Annotated in this window: 16 protein-coding genes; 4 read left to right on the top strand and 12 right to left on the bottom strand. The window is 69.3% G+C overall.

Annotated features, from left to right (window positions below):
* Window positions 1-39: 39 nt before the first annotated feature.
* From ACXIZN_RS06840 to ACXIZN_RS06800, 9 genes are all read right to left on the bottom strand, one after another.
* A complete protein-coding gene (locus ACXIZN_RS06840) occupies window positions 40-825 on the bottom strand; it encodes a DeoR/GlpR family DNA-binding transcription regulator (RefSeq protein WP_034316006.1) in 786 nt (261 codons plus the stop codon).
* Between the two features lie 126 nt (window positions 826-951).
* The gene (locus tag ACXIZN_RS06835) at window positions 952-2,808 is read right to left on the bottom strand and encodes a DUF5107 domain-containing protein (protein ID WP_457953136.1); all 1,857 of its coding nucleotides are present in this window, start codon (window positions 2,806-2,808) and stop codon (window positions 952-954) included.
* Window positions 2,805-3,872 carry an ABC transporter ATP-binding protein gene (locus ACXIZN_RS06830; protein ID WP_457953135.1) on the bottom strand — a complete coding sequence of 356 codons (1,068 nt, stop codon included), beginning with the start codon at window positions 3,870-3,872 and terminating at the stop codon, window positions 2,805-2,807. Before ACXIZN_RS06830 ends, ACXIZN_RS06835 begins: the two co-directional genes overlap by 4 nt.
* Before the next feature lie 6 nt (window positions 3,873-3,878).
* Window positions 3,879-4,808 (bottom strand): carbohydrate ABC transporter permease, encoded by a 930-nt coding sequence (locus tag ACXIZN_RS06825; RefSeq protein WP_457953134.1) that lies wholly within the window; start codon window positions 4,806-4,808, stop codon window positions 3,879-3,881.
* A gap of 10 nt (window positions 4,809-4,818) precedes the next feature.
* Window positions 4,819-5,760 (bottom strand): carbohydrate ABC transporter permease, encoded by a 942-nt coding sequence (locus ACXIZN_RS06820; protein ID WP_457953133.1) that lies wholly within the window; start codon window positions 5,758-5,760, stop codon window positions 4,819-4,821.
* Complete coding sequence (locus tag ACXIZN_RS06815) at window positions 5,760-7,160, bottom strand: ABC transporter substrate-binding protein (RefSeq protein ID WP_306856012.1); 1,401 nt, start codon at window positions 7,158-7,160, stop codon at window positions 5,760-5,762. The genes ACXIZN_RS06820 and ACXIZN_RS06815 overlap by 1 nt, the downstream gene beginning before the upstream one ends.
* A gap of 81 nt (window positions 7,161-7,241) precedes the next feature.
* A complete protein-coding gene (locus ACXIZN_RS06810; protein WP_457953132.1) occupies window positions 7,242-8,123 on the bottom strand; it encodes a class II fructose-bisphosphate aldolase in 882 nt (293 codons plus the stop codon).
* 10 nt (window positions 8,124-8,133) lie between these two features.
* Window positions 8,134-9,024 (bottom strand): 1-phosphofructokinase family hexose kinase, encoded by an 891-nt coding sequence (locus tag ACXIZN_RS06805; RefSeq protein WP_457953131.1) that lies wholly within the window; start codon window positions 9,022-9,024, stop codon window positions 8,134-8,136.
* A 116-nt stretch (window positions 9,025-9,140) separates the two neighbouring features.
* Window positions 9,141-10,022 (bottom strand): SIS domain-containing protein, encoded by an 882-nt coding sequence (locus tag ACXIZN_RS06800; RefSeq protein WP_457953130.1) that lies wholly within the window; start codon window positions 10,020-10,022, stop codon window positions 9,141-9,143.
* Between the two features lie 141 nt (window positions 10,023-10,163).
* Between ACXIZN_RS06800 and ACXIZN_RS06795 the strand changes: the two genes are divergently transcribed.
* From ACXIZN_RS06795 to ACXIZN_RS06780, 4 genes are all read left to right on the top strand, one after another.
* Window positions 10,164-11,012, top strand: a complete 849-nt coding sequence (locus ACXIZN_RS06795; protein ID WP_457953129.1) for a cobalamin-binding protein — start codon at window positions 10,164-10,166, stop codon at window positions 11,010-11,012.
* Window positions 11,013-11,090: 78 nt separating this feature from the next.
* Window positions 11,091-11,564 (top strand): carboxymuconolactone decarboxylase family protein, encoded by a 474-nt coding sequence (locus tag ACXIZN_RS06790; protein WP_126734146.1) that lies wholly within the window; start codon window positions 11,091-11,093, stop codon window positions 11,562-11,564.
* A gap of 100 nt (window positions 11,565-11,664) precedes the next feature.
* The gene (locus tag ACXIZN_RS06785; protein WP_457953128.1) at window positions 11,665-12,117 is read left to right on the top strand and encodes a MoaF C-terminal domain-containing protein; all 453 of its coding nucleotides are present in this window, start codon (window positions 11,665-11,667) and stop codon (window positions 12,115-12,117) included.
* Window positions 12,118-12,498: 381 nt separating this feature from the next.
* Window positions 12,499-13,782, top strand: a complete 1,284-nt coding sequence (locus ACXIZN_RS06780) for an APC family permease (RefSeq protein ID WP_457953127.1) — start codon at window positions 12,499-12,501, stop codon at window positions 13,780-13,782.
* Here the strand turns inward: ACXIZN_RS06780 and ACXIZN_RS06775 are convergent.
* The 3 genes from ACXIZN_RS06775 to ACXIZN_RS06765 are packed head-to-tail and all read right to left on the bottom strand — an operon-like array spanning window position 13,746 to window position 16,539.
* Window positions 13,746-14,552, bottom strand: a complete 807-nt coding sequence (locus ACXIZN_RS06775; protein ID WP_457953126.1) for a tryptophan synthase subunit alpha — start codon at window positions 14,550-14,552, stop codon at window positions 13,746-13,748. The genes ACXIZN_RS06780 and ACXIZN_RS06775 overlap by 37 nt on opposite strands.
* Entirely contained in the window at window positions 14,549-15,382 is an 834-nt protein-coding gene (locus ACXIZN_RS06770) for a prenyltransferase/squalene oxidase repeat-containing protein (protein ID WP_457953125.1), read from the bottom strand. The genes ACXIZN_RS06775 and ACXIZN_RS06770 overlap by 4 nt, the downstream gene beginning before the upstream one ends.
* A 20-nt stretch (window positions 15,383-15,402) precedes the next feature.
* The gene (locus ACXIZN_RS06765; protein ID WP_457953124.1) at window positions 15,403-16,539 is read right to left on the bottom strand and encodes a hypothetical protein; all 1,137 of its coding nucleotides are present in this window, start codon (window positions 16,537-16,539) and stop codon (window positions 15,403-15,405) included.
* Window positions 16,540-16,548 lie beyond the last annotated feature (9 nt).

The raw sequence follows: 16,548 nt of genomic DNA, 5'->3' as shown, positions 1-16,548 counted from the left end.
CTACCCTCAAGGTAGGAAAGGGGGCCTTCACGGACTTGGTCAGACGGCTTGGACCTCGACGCCCGCGGCCTCGAACGCCCGCAGCACCTTCGGATCGGCGTTGGAGTCGGTGACCAGGGCGTGCACCTGCGGGGTCGCGCAGATCCGCGCGAACGCGCGGCGGCCCAGCTTCGAGCCGTCGGCGACCGCGACGACGCGTTCCGCCCGCTCGACCATCAGCCGGTTGATACTCGCTTCACCCTCGTGGTGCGCGAAGGCGCCCGCGTCGGCGTCGAACGCGTCGACGCCGAGGAACAGCAGGTCGATCGTCAGTTCGCTGAGCACGCGGGTCGCCAGCGGACCGCTGAGCTCGAACGACTGCGGACGCGCGACCCCGCCGGTGACCACGATCTTCACATGCGGCCGGACCGCGAGTTCGTGCGCGATGTTCAGCGCGTTGGTGACCACCGTCAGCCCTGGCGAATCACGGAGACCCGCGAGATCGGACCGCGTGGCCAGCGACCGCGCGACGCCGGCCGTCGTCGTCCCGCCGTTGAGGCCGACCACCATGCCCTGCGCGACGAGCGCCGCCGCGGCGACGCTGATCCGCTGCTTTTCGGGAACGTGCCGCGCGGTCTTGTACCGCAGCGGCAGGTCGTAGGCGAGATCGTTGGCCACCGCGCCGCCCCGGGTGCGGGTGAGCAACTGCTGCTCCGCCAGGTGATCGAGATCGCGCCGGATCGTGGCGGCGGAGACGTTCAACTCCTCGGCCACGTCCTCGACGTCGATCTTTTCCCGCTGCCCCAGCAGGTCCAGCAGGGTGCTCAGCCGTTCGTGCCGGGCCATCGGCGCCACTCCTAGCTCGCTGCGGCCTATCGCGCATACCGGTGCGCTGTTGGCCACTGTTTCGAGCAGTATGCTGCATCGCGGTTGTCTGTCGCGGGCGGCACGCCGGTCGAGTGGCCCGGCCGGTCACTTCATCCGGAAGTCGTGCTGTTCCGGCAGCGGTTCATCGGAAACCGCCGCCCAGGTGTCGGACAAAGACGTTTCCCCTTCCCTGATGTTCGCGACCTCGAAACCGGTGTCGTACACGGCCTTGGCCCCGGCGACGTCGCCGAGGGCGAGCCGGGTGCGGGCGGTCAGCAGGGCGATCCGCCCCTCCACGGGCAGCCCGGCCAGCAGTTCGCTCGCCTCGTCCGCGAGTCCCGCGGCGAGTTGAGCCACGATGGCCTCGACGAGCAGAGGGCGCAGTGACGGCGCGAGGGCGACCGCCCGCCGGTACAGCCAGGCGGCCTCGGGCCCGGCGGTGGCGACCGCGAGATTCCGCAGTGCCCAAGGGTTCTCGGCCGCCGAGACGGACTCGCGCCAGGCGCCGACAGCGTCCGAATGCCGTCCGGCGGCCCAGTGCGCGACACCGCGGTGATACCAGGTCAGCCAGTTCTTGGGGGCGTATTCCATGAGATCCGCCCAGTAGCGGTTCACCAGCGTCGGCGGCGGCACCGCGAGCGAATCCCCGTCCGGCGGCGTCCCGTCGAGCAACGCGAGCCACGGTTCCTGATCCGGCCCGAGCGACTCGTCCGGGAACGGTGTGCCGGGCAGGCACATCGGCGCGCGCCGGTTCTCCAGCGCGCCCCAGCCGGAACCGGTGGCCAGGAAGGATTCCGGGGTGACGTCGGCGATCTTGCGCCATTCGCCGAGGTACTCGTCCAGGGTTTCCGCCGACGGCAGGCCGTCGGCGACGGCTTCCCGGGCCGCCGTCCAGTCCTCGCCGTGCACCGCCGTGGGATCGGCGGTGACCGGACCATAGGCCTCCAGCCAGTCCCAGCTCTCCCCCGGCGGCAAGCGCAGGTGCTCCAGCTGGGTGCGGGCCAGCCCGGCCTGGATCTCCAGGTAGCCGCCCGCGCCGGGAGCCAGCCACTCCTGCCAGCGGCGTCCACCGGTGGATTCGCCCCACAGGAACAGCTTGCGGCCACGCAACCGGCCGGTGGACGACTGCGCCAGCCCCGTGCCGTCCTTCTCGACGGCCGCGACCCACGGCCGCCCGGTCACCTCGAAGAAGTAGTCCGCCGCCGCTTCGGCACGCGCCGGATACGTCAGCTCGCCGGGCACGTCGACCAGGTCTAGGCGTCCCGAGTAGCCGTAGTGCCACGCCTGTGTCGCGGGCGCCAGCACCCGGGTGCCTTCGTTCTGGGACACCGCGATGTTCGACCACCAGTACACCGGGACGTCGTAGGGATGCGGATTCCGCACCCGCACGGCCACGAGCAGGTGCTCCGAGCCGTCGGGCAGCCAGAAGTCGATCTGGTACGGCAGGTCGCGGGTGCGTTCCCATTCCCACAACCGCAGCACCGGCGTGCCGTCCGGGCCCTCGATCTCCGCGGCGAACATCGGTTCGCAGGTCAGCGTCGTATGCCCGGTGCTCCCGAGGTTCCACTCGACACCGCCGGCGAACCACGCGTCCCGCAGCGCGAGGTTCGCGGGCTGGAACACCGGATTGCGGTAGAGCAGCTCGCGCCCGGACGGCTTGTGGACCAGCGAGTACAGCCGTCCGCCCAGCGACGGCAGCACGGTGACGCGGAGTTTGTCGTTCTCCAGCACCAACGCCGGGAGTTCGCGTTCGGCGCGCTCGCGGGTGTAGCCGTCCTGCAACAGGCACGGCAGCGGCGTGTCCAGGCGGCCGTACCCGATGTTCTCCGCCAGGTCCGGCGGCAGCTCGTCCACATTGGACACCGTTGCCACCGCTTCGGGCTTCCGGAGCGGTGGCAACGGGTTCTCCGGCCCGAGTTCGGCGGCGGGCAGTAGCAACCCGGTGCGGTACAGGCGGGTCATGCGTCCGGGAGCCGATCGCCGGTGGCGGCGTCGAACAGGTGCACCGCGCCCGGTTGCGGCGTCAAGGTGATCGGCTCGCCGCGCTGCCACGGCGCCATCCCCGGAGTGCGTACGGTCAGCACGCGGTCGCCGTCCCGGCAGTAGAGGTACTGGTCGCTCCCCAGTTCCTCGACGACCTCGACGACGGCCTCGAAACCGCCGTCCCCGATCGTCCAGCCCTCGGGCCGGACGCCTACGACGATGCCGGGCCCGGTCAGCGCCGAACGCTGTGCCGGGGTCAGCGGCAGCCGCGTACCACCGGCGACGGCACCTTCACTGTCCACAGTGGTCTCCAGGAGGTTCATCGCGGGCGAGCCGATGAACCCGGCGACGAACACGTTGACCGGCTTGGCGAACAACCCCACGGGGGTGTCGCACTGCTGCAGGATCCCGTCCTTCAGCACGGCGACCCGGTCGCCCATGGTCATCGCCTCGACCTGGTCGTGCGTGACGTAGAGCGTCGTGATGCCCAGCCGCCGCTGCAGGGACGCGATCTGGGTCCGGGTCTGCACCCGGAGCTTGGCATCCAGATTGGACAGTGGCTCGTCCATCAGGAACACACTGGGCTCGCGCACGATCGCCCGCCCCATCGCGACGCGCTGCCGCTGCCCGCCGGACAGCTTCGCGGGCTTGCGATCCAGGTACTCGGTCAGGTCGAGCACGGCCGCGGCCTCGCGCACCTTGCGCTCGCGTTCGGCCTTGGCCATCTTCGCCAGCTTCAGGTGGAAGCCGATGTTCTCCCCCACCGTCATATGCGGGTAGAGCGCGTAGTTCTGGAACACCATGGCGATGTCCCGGTCCTTCGGCGGGAGTTCGGTGACGTCGCGGTCGCCGATGTGGATGGAGCCGTCGTCGACGCCTTCCAGCCCGGCGAGCATCCGCAACGTGGTCGACTTCCCGCAGCCGGACGGGCCGACCAGCACCAGGAATTCGCCGTCGGCGACCTCGAGGTCGAGGCCGTCGACCGCGGGGCGGTCCACTCCGGCGTAGAACCGCGTGGTGTCGGAGAAGGTCACGGTGGCCATCAGGTCCTACTTTCCGGCGCCGAGGGTCAGGCCGGTGATGATCCGGCGGGCGAGCACGAGGTAGAGCACCAGCATCGGGAGCACGACGATCGCCACCCCGGCGATCAGGCCGCCGTACTCCGACTGGTAGCTCGCGGCCCCGTAGAAGGTGAACAACGCGCGCGACAGCGTGAAATGCGCCTGGTCCTTGAGGAACACGATCGCCAGCAGCGTCTCGTTCCACAGGCCGATGGCGTTCAGCGTCAGCGCGGTGATCATGCCGCCGCGGGTCAGCGGCAGCATGACCGAGAAGAACGTGCGCGTCGGCGAGGCGCCGTCGAGCGCGGCCGCCTCCTCCAGTTCGTCCGGCAGCGACCGGAAGAAGCCCGTCATGAGGAACACCGTGAACGGGATCGACAGCGCCACGTACAACACGAACAGGCCGTATTCGTTGTCCAGGTGCACCTTGCTGAGCACCACGAACAGCGGGATGATCACGGTCTGGAACGGCACGCCCATGCCGATCGCGACGACGTTCGTCATCGGGCCGGCACCGCGGACACCGAGCCTGGTCAGGGCATACGCGCAGGGCGCCGAGACGGCGACCGTGACGACCGTCGCCAGCCCGACCAGGACCACGGTCGTCAGCACGGCCTCGCCGAAACCGGCGTTGTTCCAGGCGTAGATGAAGTTCCGGAACGGCTTGCCGGCCTTGAACCACTGGTACGGCAGGTCGAACGGCTTGGTGAAGATCTCCACCGGTGTCTTGAACGACGCCGTCAGCAGCCAGTACAGCACCAGGATGTTGCCGGCGGTGAACAGCCACACGATCGTGGAACCCAGTACCCGCAACGGGCTGAACCGTTTGGAACCGGGCGCCGGGCGCGGTTTGCGCGGCGGCTTGCGCACCGGTTTCGGCGACGGGCGCGCGGGCGCCTCGACGTCGGTGACGGACATGTGATCTCCCTCAGAACTGGATCGCGTCACGGCGCATCAACCGGCGGAGCAGGACGACGAGCACGGACACCAGCGCGATCATCGCCACCGCGCAGGCGCACGCGGCGCCGAAGTCGGGGGTGCCGTTCGAGCCGAAGGTCCGGTCGAACACGTAGATCCCCAGCGTCCACGCCTCGTTGGGCGGGGCGTAGGTGCCCGGCCCGGCCAGCACGAACACCAGCTCGAAGATCTTGAGCGCGTTGATCGTCCACAGCACCCCGGCGACCCCGACGACGTCCCAGGTCATCGGCAGCGTGATGTTCCTGAACTTCTGCCACGGCGACGCGCCGCCCAGCTCCGCGTCCTCGTAGAGATACGGCGGGATGCGGTCGACCGCGGCCATCAGGATGGTGATGTAGAACCCCGAGCTTGCCCAGATCAGCGAAGCCGTCACCACACCGGTCACATTGGACGGTGCGAGGAACTTCGCCGCGTCCGCGCCGAGGCTTTCCAGCACGTAGTTCGCCAGGCCCTGTTTCCCAGGCTGGTACTTGAAGACGAAGCCGAGGAACATGCCGAGCGCGACCGGCGCCACGATGTTCGGGAAGAACAGGATCGCGCGGACGATCTTGCCGCCCTTCATGTCCCGCAGCACCATCGTGAACAGGAACGCCAGCGCGAACGTGCCGATGCCGCCGAGGAACACGTAGATCAGCGTGTTGCGGAAGGCGTACTGGAACGAGTCGCTCGCCCACATCTGCGTGTAGTTGGTGACGCCGTTGGGTTCCGGCGTGTCCCCCGCCCCGGCCCAGCTGGTGAAGCTCAGCACGACGGTCGCGATCGTCGGCAGGACCAGGAAGGCCAGGTACAGCACCAGCGCCGGCGCGGCGAACGGCCAGAACAGCCGTTTCTTGCGACTCAGGTGCGCCCCGGCCTTCACGGCCCGCACCGGCGGCGTCGTGACCGTCGCCATCAGCCCTGGTTCTTCCAGAACTCGGCGCCCTTGGTGGCGAGCTGGTCCACGAACTGCTGCGGGGTGATCTGCCCCTTCAGCAGCGCGATGTCGGCGGGGTCGAAGACGTCGGTCTGCCATTTGCCGCCGGCGACACCGTCGATCCCGTCGTACTGCAGGACGTGTTCCTTCTTCGGGTCGTCCAGCGCGGCCTTGACCTGCTTGAGGTCGTCCGGCACGGCGAGGTCGGCACGCGGCACGAGGTTGTCGGCCACGATCGGGATCCCGGCGAGCAGGTCCTTGTTGAGGAAGTAGGCGATGAACGCCTTGGCCGCCTCGGGGTGCTTGGCCTTCTTGGTCACCGAGAAGCCGATCGACATCTGCTCGACGGTGTCGTGCGTGGCGCCTTCGGGCATCGGGAACTGGAAGGAACCGTAGTTGATCTTCGTTCCGGCGCCCTGCTTGTCCAGGTACTCGCGGGTCTCGCTCGGCGCCCAGCTGCCGACGTAGAGGAACCGGGAGTCGCCGTCGGCCCAGCGCTGCTGCACCTGCGGGAACTTCGCCGCGTCCCAGCCGTCGATGAAGTACTTGGGCAGCTTCGCGGTTTCGGTGGCGGCCTTGAGGAAGCCGGGATCGGTCTTCCACGCCTGACCGGTCTTGTCGGTCGCCGCCTTGTAAAGCCCGCCCGCGCCGACGTACCGCTCGGCGAGCTGGGTGTAGAAGTACATGTTGTAGAACGGGATGTCGCCGTCGAGGCTGATGGCGGCCTTGCCGTCGGCCTTCGCCTTGTCGAACAGGCCGATCAGCTCGTCCATCGTCTTCGGCTGCTGGATGTCGCCGGCGGTGTCCTTGTTGAACCACCAGGCGCTCGACTGGATCGTGTACGGGACCATGAAGTTGTGGCCCTCGCGGTCCTTGTTCTGCGGGAAGTCGTACGAGCTGGGCGAAAGCACGTCCTTGACGGTCTTGTCGCCTTCGCCGACCTTCATCGCGAACACGTCGTCGACGCTCTGCGTGCCGCCCGGCGTCATGACCGCCGCGCCGACCTTGCTGACGTCCTGGTCGAACAGGTCCGGCACGGCGTCGGTGTTCAGCGCGGGCACCAGGTTCTGCGTGTAGGCCTTGCGGCCCAGCCACTGCACGTCGACCTTGACGCCCGTCTTCTCCTGGAAGCATTTGAAGGCCTTCTGGAGGACCTTGCCCTGCGGCTCGTCGGCCGTCCACATGGACCAGTACGTGAATTCCTTGTCCGTGGCGGGTTTCACCGCCGCCTCCGGACAAGGCGCGTTGAGGAACTGGTCGACGCCCGGGAGCGCGTTCTCGCCGGTGCCACCGGCGACGTCCCCGCCGCCGCATCCCGCGAGCAGGAGCGCCGCCCCTGCCATCGCTGACACCGCTGTCGTGAGCCTGCCTACCCGCATCCGCCACCACCTGGATCGAAGATCACACAAGTTCTGCTTGTTGTTGCGCAGTTTTGTGAGGTTTCGCGCACATGTCAACAGTCAATCGCGCAAAGTCTGCTCAATCGTCACCTTGACCGGTTCAATCCGATCAAGCTTGAGCACTCCCAGCAACCGCCGCACCTCGACGGCGACCGCGGCGCGCCCGGCACCGAGATACTTTCGCGGGTCGACGCGCTCTGGATGCGCGCGCCAGTCCTCCGCGGCGGCCGCGGTGAACACCTTGTTGAGCTGGGTGGCGATATTGATCTTCGTCATCCCGGCCCGGACCGCCTCGGCCAGCCCGTCGTCGGGCACGCCCGACGAGCCGTGCAGCACGAGCGGCACCGGCACCCGCTCCCGCAGGCGCGCGATCAGCTCGAAGTCCAGCGCGGCGTCACGGGTCAGCATGGCGTGCGAACTGCCCACCGCCACCGCGAGCGCGTCGACCCCGGTGGCCGCGACGAACTCCGCCGCCTCGTCCGGATCGGTGCGCGCCCCGGGCGCGTGGACGCCGTCCTTGCCCCCGACCTCGCCGAGTTCGGCCTCGACCCAGACGCCGTGGTCATGGCAGTACGCGGCGACCTCACGGGTCGCACGCACGTTGTCGGCGTAGTCCAGTTTGGACGCGTCGAACATGACCGACCCGAAACCGAGCGCGACCGCCTCACGGACCAGGTCGGCCGATTCGGCGTGGTCGAGATGCACCGCGACCGGCGTGACGGCCTCTCTCGCCGCGGCGAGCGCCGCCGTTCCGACCGGTGCGAGCGAGCCGTGGTACTTCACGGCGTTCTGGCTCAGCTGCACGATCACCGGCGCTTCCGCCGCGGCGGCGCCGTCGACGATCGCGGTGAGGTGTTCGAGCTGGATCGCGTTGAACGCGCCGCAGCCGCGCCTTGCCGCCGCGGCGGCTCCGACGATCTCCCCGGTTCCCACCAGAGGCATGGCAGTTCTCCTAGTCCGGGCGGGCGCGCACGGCGACCAGCCCCTGTTCGGCTTGGTAGTGCGCGAGGTCGACGTCGCCGGCGAGCGGACCGAGCACGGCCGCCCCGGACAACGCGACGGCCCGGCGCAGGATGTCCGGCCACGATTCGGCGCGGCTCAGTCCCAGCGCCAGCGCGGCGACGACGGCGTCACCCGCGCCGGTGGTGTTGCCGCGGAGCACAGTGGACGGTGCCGCGTGCCAAGTGCCGGAACCGGTCACCGCCAGTAGCCCCTCCGGCCCGAGCGAGACCACGACGGCGCCCGCCCCGGCCTTGCGCAGCTCCCTCGCGGCTGCCACCGGATCCCGCAGGCCGGTGACCTCGCGCAGTTCGTCGGCGTTCGGCTTGACCACGGACGGTCTTCCGGCGAGGCCGGCGAGCAGCGCCTCACCGGAAGTGTCCAAGATGGACGGTGCGTCACCGAGGAGGCCGGCGTATCCCCCGGCTCCCGGCGGCAGGCTGCCCGAGCAGACGAGCACGTCCGGGTTCCTGGCCCGGACGGCCGCCGCAAGCGCTTGCCATTCGTCCTCGGTGAGCCGGGGCCCGGGCTCGTTGAGCAACGTGACCGATCCGTCGTCCGCGAGCACCGTGGTGGTGCGCCGGGTTTCCCCGTCGATCGGCACGACGCCCGCCGGGATGCCCGCTGCCGCGAGCTCGCCAACGACCGCCGTTCCCGTCGGGCCGCCCGCGGTGACGATCGCGCGGACGTCGGCGCCGATCGTGTGCAGCACGCGGGCGACGTTGACGCCCTTGCCGCCCGCCCGGTGCCGCACGGTCCGCGCGCGGTGCACGTCACCGGGCCGCAGACCGTCCACTGTGTACGTGACGTCCAGCGCGGTGTTCGGCGTGACGGTGACGATCACGGCGCGGCCCCATTCGCCTGTCGGTGAACCCGCGACCGCGATCGACGTCGGCAGGACGGAGCGGGTTCACGCGTCTGGTCCCTTTCCGAATACCGCACAGCTCCGCCTACGGGCTTTCAGGTCAGGACGACGGATCGGGTGAGGCTGCGGGGGTTGTCCGGGTCGAGTCCCTTGCGGGCGGCGATGGCCCCGGCGACGCGCTGCGCGCGGACCAGGTCCGCCAGTGGGTCCAGGCCGCTCTCGACGAACAGGCCGCCCGCGCGGGCGACGTCGTCGGCCAGCCCTTCCGGGGCCTGCCCGAACATCCAGGTCACGCGGCCCGGCTCGCTGATGCTGATCGGGCCGTGCCGGTAGTCCCAGGCCGGGTACGACTCCGTCCACAGCAGGCAGGCCTCGCGGAACTTGAGCGCGGCCTCGTTCGCGATGCCCACGGACCAGCCGGTGCCGAGGAAGCTGAACTGCTCCGCGGTGACCAGCTCGTCGGGCAGCGGTTCGGCGAGCACGCGTTCGGCCTGGTCGGCGACCGCCGTCAGGTCCTCGCCGAGATGGGCGCGCAGCATCGCCAGCGCCGTCGTGGCGAACCGGGTCTGCACGACCGAGCGTTCGTCCACCACGGAGAGGTCGACGATCTTGTCGGCGGCGGCCTCGATCTCGCGCGGCACGCCGGTGATCGCGATGGTCGGCGTCCTGTCCCGCAGCTTCGCCAGCAGGGCGTGGACCTCGGTCGTCGTACCCGACCTGGTCAGCGCCACGACTTGGTCGTAGGAACGGCCCTCCGGGAACTCGGACGCGGCGAAGGCGTCGGTCTCACCGAGCCCGGCGGACTCGCGGAGGACGGCGTACGCCTGACCGATGAACCACGACGTGCCGCAGCCGACGATCGCGACCCGCGCGCCCGGCGGCGGCAACAGGTCACTGTTCGCCGAGGCCAGCGCCGCCGCTTCCCGCCAGCAGCCGGGCTGGCTCGCGATCTCCGCCGCCATGAAGGTCCCGCTCATGAACTCCCCATCCGTGCCAGTTGTGCGCAATAGCTGTCACGTTAGGTGCAGTTTTGTGCAACGTCAATGCTCTATTAGCGCACTTTCACGCATTTGCTCCGCGCAGATGTGCAGGATGAGTTGGTCACCTACCGTGGACGGATGCGGATCGTCTCGCTGCTCCCCGCCGCGACCGACTTCGTCGCGACCCTCGGGCTCCTGCCGTCGCTGGCCGGCCGGACCCACGAATGCGACTGGCCGCCCGGCGAGCTGGACGACGTCCCGGTGGTCACGAGCAGCGCGATCGACCACGACGCGCTGTCGAGCCGGGAGATTTCGGCGGCCGTCGGCGGCGAGCATCGCGGCTCGGCCCTGTACTCCCTCGACGCCGCCATGCTCGCGGCGGCCGGACCCGACGTCGTGCTCACGCAGGATCTCTGCGACGTCTGCGCGGTCTCCTACCGGCAGGTCTCGGAGACCGTGCGCACGCTGGACGGCGACATCCGGGTGGTCAGCCTCGAACCGCGAACGCTCGACGGCATCTTCACCTGCTTGGCAACGCTCGGCGAAGTGCTGGGCGTCCCCGAACGCGCGGCTCACGAGACTCGTCTTCTCAAGGAACGCTGGGAGGCGGTCCGGGTTCGCGTCGCGGGACGACCGCGGCCGAGGGGGGCCGCCATCGAATGGCTCGACCCGCTCTGGCCCGCCGGGCACTGGGTCCCGGAGCAGATCGACGCCGCCGGTGGTATCCCGCTGCTCGCCGCCGCGGGCGAACACACCCGGCCGATCACGTGGGACGCCGTCGTCGAAGCACGACCCGACGTGTTACTGCTCATGCCCTGCGGGTTTCCACCGGAGCGGACCGAGGCGGAACTGCATCTGCTGACCGGTCTGCCGGGCTGGGACGACATTCCGGCCGTGCACGTCCTCGACGGACCCGCCTACTTCAACCGGCCCGGCCCGCGCGTCGTCGACGGCGCGGAGATCCTCGCCGAACTCTTCCACGGGTGACCGGCGTCACATCGAGTACTGTCACAACCTCTCCGTCCCCCTCGTCATGTGTGCAGAAACCGACGGAGAGGAAAGATCATGGAACCGCGAATCAACCTGTTCGAGAACGACGTCATCCTCAAATACGTCAAGCGTCTCGGCGCCGCGAACCGGCCGATCGAGGAGTCCTCGCTGCCCCACGCGACCCAGGAACTGGTGAAGCTGCGCGCCAGCCAGATCAACGGCTGCGGTTTCTGCACCGACATGCACAGCAAGGACGCCGCGCACGCCGGCGAGACCTCGGTGCGGCTCAACCTGGTCGCCGCCTGGCGGGAGGCGAACGTGTTCACCGAGCCCGAGCGCGCGGCTCTCGCGCTCACAGAGGAGGGCACCCGGATCGCCGACGCGCACCACGGCGTCAGCGACGACACCTGGGCGCAGGTGCGCAAGCACTACGACGACGAGCAGATCGGCGCCCTGATCGCGTTGATCGCCGCGATCAACGCGTACAACCGGCTCAACGTCATCGCCCGGACGCCCGCCGGTGACTACCAGCCCGGCATGTTCGACTGATCCTCGCGTCCACCGACAAGAGGATCGCTTCGCCGGACAACGATCGAGGTGCGACGGGCTGCTAAACCTGCGGATACCAGCTACCCGGAGGTTTCAGCCCGTGCGACTCGACGTCCGTTTCTTCCCTGTGACCGGGACCCATCCGCTCAGCACCGACCTCGTCGGGCTCCGCGCGAACTTCCATTACGGCTCCGGGAACGTGCTGGAGCAGCACTACGCGGACCGGACCACGATGATCTGGACCGGTGTGTCCGGTGATTTCGCCGGTGTCCGGCAGAAGGAAGCGACACTGCGCGTCTTCGAAACCGGTCCGGCGCAGTATTTCGTCACCTGGTACGAGACCGGGACCGTCGCGACGGCCGCGCACGGCGAGATCTTCGACGGCGGTTATCCCATCGCGGTGATGGCCGATTTCGGCCGCTCGATCGCGACGGCTGCCTATACGAATCCGCGCGAGGACGGCGGGCAGTACTTTTTGGTCGACCAGGCGACCATCGAGATTCTGGGGAAGCCGCACGGGTGGCCTTCCTTTCCCGCGCCGCGCGAGTCTTGAGCGTTCTGTGGAAATACGGCGAACGTGGCGTAGGGGTGTCGCGAAAGCCACTTTCGGGACATCAGGCGTCGCGAAAGTGGCTTTCGCGANGTTAGCCTCGCGCGTCCGGGCGGATCCGGGGCCTTCGCGGAACGGCGGCACATGCGTCGGCCGTGAGTGACGATTCGAGGTGACCGGTCAGTTCGGCCGAACGCGTCGCGAAAGCCACTTTCGGGACATCAGGCGTCGCGAAAGTGGCTTTCGCGACATGGGCGCCGGCGGTGAATGCTCCCTTCACCCACCACTACATGTTCGCCTTAAGCCTCAATAACCCGAACGCCGCTCTCCACCCGATCCCGCCGCCGAAGTTAACCCCAGGCGCGCGCCGGGTATCCGACGGTCATGAGCCGATCGACAGTCGAGCACTCGTCCCGGTCGAACACCCGGCATCTGACCGTGCCGCAGGGCGTCGCGCTGTACGTCGGCGCCGTCCTCGGCACCGGTCTGCTGGTACTACCGGCGCTCGCGGCCAAGGCGGCGGGCCCGGCGTCCCTGATCGCCTTCCTGGTCCTGGTGCTGGTCTCCGCCCCGGTCGCGGCGACCTTCGGCGCGCTGGCGGGACGGTATCCGGACGCCGGCGGGCCGGCGACATTCGCCCTGCGGGCGTTCGGGCCGAAGACCTCGGCCGTGACCGGATGGTGGTTCTATTTCGGCACCCTGGCGGGAATGCCCGCCGCCAGCGCGTTCGGCGCGGCCTACATCACCGAACTGGTCGGCGGCGGCCGGACGATGACGATGTTCCTGGCCGCCGTGCTGGTGCTCATCGCCATCGGGGTGAACCTTTTCGGCGTGCACCTGTCCGGCCGTGTGCAGTTGGTGCTCACCGGTTTCCTGGCCCTTCTCCTGGTCGGCGCCGTGGTGCTCGCGGCGCCGAAAGCGGACACGGCCAACCTTCAGCCGTTCGCGCCTCACGGCTTCGCCGGTATCGCGACCGCGATCAGCCTGCTGGTGTGGGCCTTCATCGGGTGGGAGACCGTGACTCATCTGGCCCCCGATTTCCGGAATCCGCGGCGAGACCTGCCCTTGGCCACGGGAATCTCCATCGTCGTCATCGGCGTGCTCTATCTCGCCGTCGGCGGAATGACGATTCTCGTGCTCGGCCCGCGAGCCGGGGAAACCGAAGCGCCACTGGCCGCGTTGCTCGGCGAAGGGCTCGGTACCTCCGTTCGAGTGGTCGCCGCGGTGATCGCCGTCGTGGTCACCCTCGGGGTGCTCAATGTGTTCGTGGCGAGTATGGCGAAACTCGGCGCGGCGCTGGGCCGTGATGGCGCTCTGCCGCATTGGCTGGCCAAGGGTAGCCGATCGGGTGACGTTCCGAGGCGCAGTCTGCTCGTGGTGACCACCGGGACCGCGATCAGCTTCCTCGTCGCGATCCTCACCGGATTCGAACTGGAACAGGCGTTGCTCGCGGAGAACGCCTGCCTGATCGCGATCTACCTGGTGGCGATGGCCGCCGGGGTCCGGCTTCTGCCGTCCGGTGGCAAACAACGGTGGTTCGCGGTGATCGCGACGGTCCTGGTGTTCGGCGTGCTCCTGCTGGCGGGCTGGTACCTGTTGTTCGCGGCGGCGCTCGCCGTGGGGGCACTGCTCTACCTGAAGTTCTCCAGAAGGCCCGCTGACGCCTGAGCGGACCGGGCCGCGGTCATCCCGGCGAGCCAGCGTTCGAACGCCGGCACACCGTCACCGAGGACGGTGAGCGCGTGGCTGCCGACGATGAAACCGTCGGCTCCCTGCCGCGCGACCGCTGCGACGTCGCCAGCGTCCCGAATGCCGAAAGCGGTGTAGACAGGCAGGTCCGGACGAATACGCCGGATGTCGCCGATCCGGCGGCCGAGCCCATCGTCGATGGTGCCCGCCCGCCCGGTCTCCGCGCTGAGCGCGAGATACACGAACCCGTCGCCGCGGCCGAGCACGCCGGCCTCTTCGTCGGTGATGGGCCCGGCCGTCACCCGCAGCGGCGGCACCAGGGCGAGTCCGCGCCGGCGCGCGCGGGCCGCGTACTCGGGAAACGGCCGGATGTCGTGCTCGCAGAGCAGACCCGCGCAGCCGGCCAGGATTTCGTCACCGGCACGCCAGTCGCCGGCGGCGGGCCAGGCCGACCGGTAGACGATCCCGACCCGCACCGGCGCCTCCGCCAGCCATTCGCGCAGCCGGGACGAGCGCGGGTCCAGGTTGTCCGGCCCCGCCTTCGCCAGCGCCTCCGCGACGACGCTCCCGGTGCTGGCGGAGAAGCCCGCGTCGAGCAGGATCGGGAACTCGACGAAGTCCACTCCCGCGGCCACCGCGGCACGGACGGCGGCGAGGCTGGCGTCCCAGTCGGGGAAACCCGGGATCAGGTAGACGCCGAACCCCAGTCTTCCGCTGATGGCGACGCTCTCACGAAGACCGGCACTCATACCGGTTGCTCCTGCCTGGAGGCGGCGATGTTCATGACCCGCAGCGCACAATAGGTCTCCCACAACGTCGAACCAGGGTTCGTGCTGAACCCGCCGTCGGGTTGCGCGCACCGCTGGACCGCGGCGTGCAACTCGGCCCATGGCCAAGCCAGGTTCAGCAACTGAGCGGTTCGCGCGCCCCAGTAAGCGCTCGCGAGCGACCATTCCGCTCGCGACGGCCGCATCCGGATGTGCCCGAAACCGTCGTCGCACGAAACGACGAACGGAGCGCTCGCCTGTGCGTCGGCATGATCGTCCTCGGTTCCGAGCCATTGCCGGATCGCGACCGAGCAATAGGTCCGTTCGATGTCGGACGGACCGTCGGGCAGGAGCGCACAGCCACGATCGTCGCCGGTACACGCGCGCAGGAACGCACGGATCTCGGCGGCGCCGTCCGGTTCCGGCCGGGCGTCGAGGATGATCAGGGACCTGACCCCGTAGAAGAGGTCGTCCATGTCGACGACGACCCTGCCGCCGGCGACGAGCGCCTCGTCCACCCACCGGACCACCGCGCCGGCATCCGGCACGGGGACTCCGGCGAGCTGATACAGCCGCAAGGCGTAGTACGTCGCTCCTAAGGACGGTGCCCCGCCCCGGAACATCGCGTAGGCGCCACCGGTCCGGGCCGCCGAGGCGAATTCCAGCTCCGGCCGCGTCAGGCCGATTCCCCGCATCGCGCGGATCTCGGCGCCGAACCGGGCGGCCTCGAGGCTGGGACCGCTTTCATCGGTCTCGACGAGCAACCCGTCGCTGTCACGGCAGGATTCGACGAAGGTGAGGGCGTCGGTCATGGTGTGCTTTCCTTTCTTCCTCAGCCGGGCGCTGACCCGAAGATCTCGTTCTGTGGCGGGAAACTCTGGAAGTCGAGTGCTTCGAAGCCATAGTCGGCGGGCAGCTGCTGCGGTGCGGGGGTGTGGAACAGCAGTGAATCGGCGTGCATCCGGTTCCCCGAGGCGTTGGCGTACGCGTTGTACAGCTCCAGCGCCCGGCGCTGCGCTTGCGGAATGGAAGCCAGCGGACCGGCGGCGACGAAGTCGTCGACCTCCTTGAGCACGGCCATGCCGAGACAGAAGGTCAGCAGATCCTGCGGCTCGGCGACCAGGCCGGACTCGGTCCGGACCACCCGGTACGGCTTGGGCATGGCTTCGAGCAGGTCTCCGGCGTAGATGACGAAGTCGGCGACGTCCGTGCCCGCGATGTCGAGTTCGAGGATGCTGGGGCTGAGGAGATAGTTGAGGTAGCCGAAGATCTTGGGGTTACGGCTGAAATAGAACAGGCAGGCGGCTTCTTCCTCGGCGCGTGTCCCGGCGTCGATCTGCCCGGCCAGCCGCGACATGACCGTGCCGTAACAACCGGAGTCGACCAGCGCGACACGTTCGGGCTCGAACCACTCACCGTCCCGCAGCCCGAGCACGTCCGCGAGGGCGCCGTGGTCGGCGCGTGAGGCGTGGGCGAGACGGATGTCGAGCCCGGTGGACAGTTTCAGGTCGAGCCGCCGCGCGGTGAGGTACGTCGTCAGCATGTCGCGCGCGAGGAAGAGCACGTGCCGGCGACGGCGGTGCACGCACCATCGGACGACCCAGTGCGCGAAGGAGACCCAGAGCGGCAGCCACGGCCGGACTCGCCAAAGGAACCGTTCGATCGCCGAGCCGGCGCCGTCCGCGAGGGGGTGGCCGCGGCCGGGATCGATGGCGTGGCACACCTGCGCCAGCTGGACTTCGGAGAGATCGCCTTCCCCGCGCATGGTCTGGATGAAGTCGCGGATGGCGTCGTCCATCGCGGGGGCCGGGGAACCCGTGATGGCGCGCCATCGCGCGATCCAATGCTCGCCTATTCCGGCCCACGCGGCCGACGCGCTGGCCGCGTCGGGGCCGGGGCATTCGGTGAGCAGGCCGGTCAGCCACGCCGGGACGTCGCCGGCCGGCACGCGAGGGGCCGCGGCCAGCACGGCCGCGGC

The sequence above is a fragment of the Amycolatopsis sp. TRM77291 genome (assembly GCF_054166285.1).
The sequence above is the reverse complement of the archived record's forward strand: the minus strand, read 5'-3'. Positions and strand labels throughout refer to the sequence as shown.

Excerpts from the sequence above, each read along its gene's own strand:
- ACXIZN_RS06840 (WP_034316006.1), bottom strand. The coding sequence starts at position 825 with ATGGCCCGGCACGAACGGCTGAGCACCCTGCTGGACCTGCTGGGGCAG.
- ACXIZN_RS06835 (WP_457953136.1), bottom strand. The coding sequence starts at position 2,808 with ATGACCCGCCTGTACCGCACCGGGTTGCTACTGCCCGCCGCCGAACTC.
- ACXIZN_RS06830 (WP_457953135.1), bottom strand. The coding sequence starts at position 3,872 with ATGGCCACCGTGACCTTCTCCGACACCACGCGGTTCTACGCCGGAGTG.
- ACXIZN_RS06825 (WP_457953134.1), bottom strand. The coding sequence starts at position 4,808 with ATGTCCGTCACCGACGTCGAGGCGCCCGCGCGCCCGTCGCCGAAACCG.
- ACXIZN_RS06820 (WP_457953133.1), bottom strand. The coding sequence starts at position 5,760 with ATGGCGACGGTCACGACGCCGCCGGTGCGGGCCGTGAAGGCCGGGGCG.
- ACXIZN_RS06815 (WP_306856012.1), bottom strand. The coding sequence starts at position 7,160 with ATGCGGGTAGGCAGGCTCACGACAGCGGTGTCAGCGATGGCAGGGGCG.
- ACXIZN_RS06810 (WP_457953132.1), bottom strand. The coding sequence starts at position 8,123 with ATGCCTCTGGTGGGAACCGGGGAGATCGTCGGAGCCGCCGCGGCGGCA.
- ACXIZN_RS06800 (WP_457953130.1), bottom strand. The coding sequence starts at position 10,022 with ATGAGCGGGACCTTCATGGCGGCGGAGATCGCGAGCCAGCCCGGCTGC.
- ACXIZN_RS06795 (WP_457953129.1), top strand. The coding sequence starts at position 10,164 with ATGCGGATCGTCTCGCTGCTCCCCGCCGCGACCGACTTCGTCGCGACC.
- ACXIZN_RS06790 (WP_126734146.1), top strand. The coding sequence starts at position 11,091 with ATGGAACCGCGAATCAACCTGTTCGAGAACGACGTCATCCTCAAATAC.
- ACXIZN_RS06780 (WP_457953127.1), top strand. The coding sequence starts at position 12,499 with ATGAGCCGATCGACAGTCGAGCACTCGTCCCGGTCGAACACCCGGCAT.
- ACXIZN_RS06775 (WP_457953126.1), bottom strand. The coding sequence starts at position 14,552 with ATGAGTGCCGGTCTTCGTGAGAGCGTCGCCATCAGCGGAAGACTGGGG.
- ACXIZN_RS06770 (WP_457953125.1), bottom strand. The coding sequence starts at position 15,382 with ATGACCGACGCCCTCACCTTCGTCGAATCCTGCCGTGACAGCGACGGG.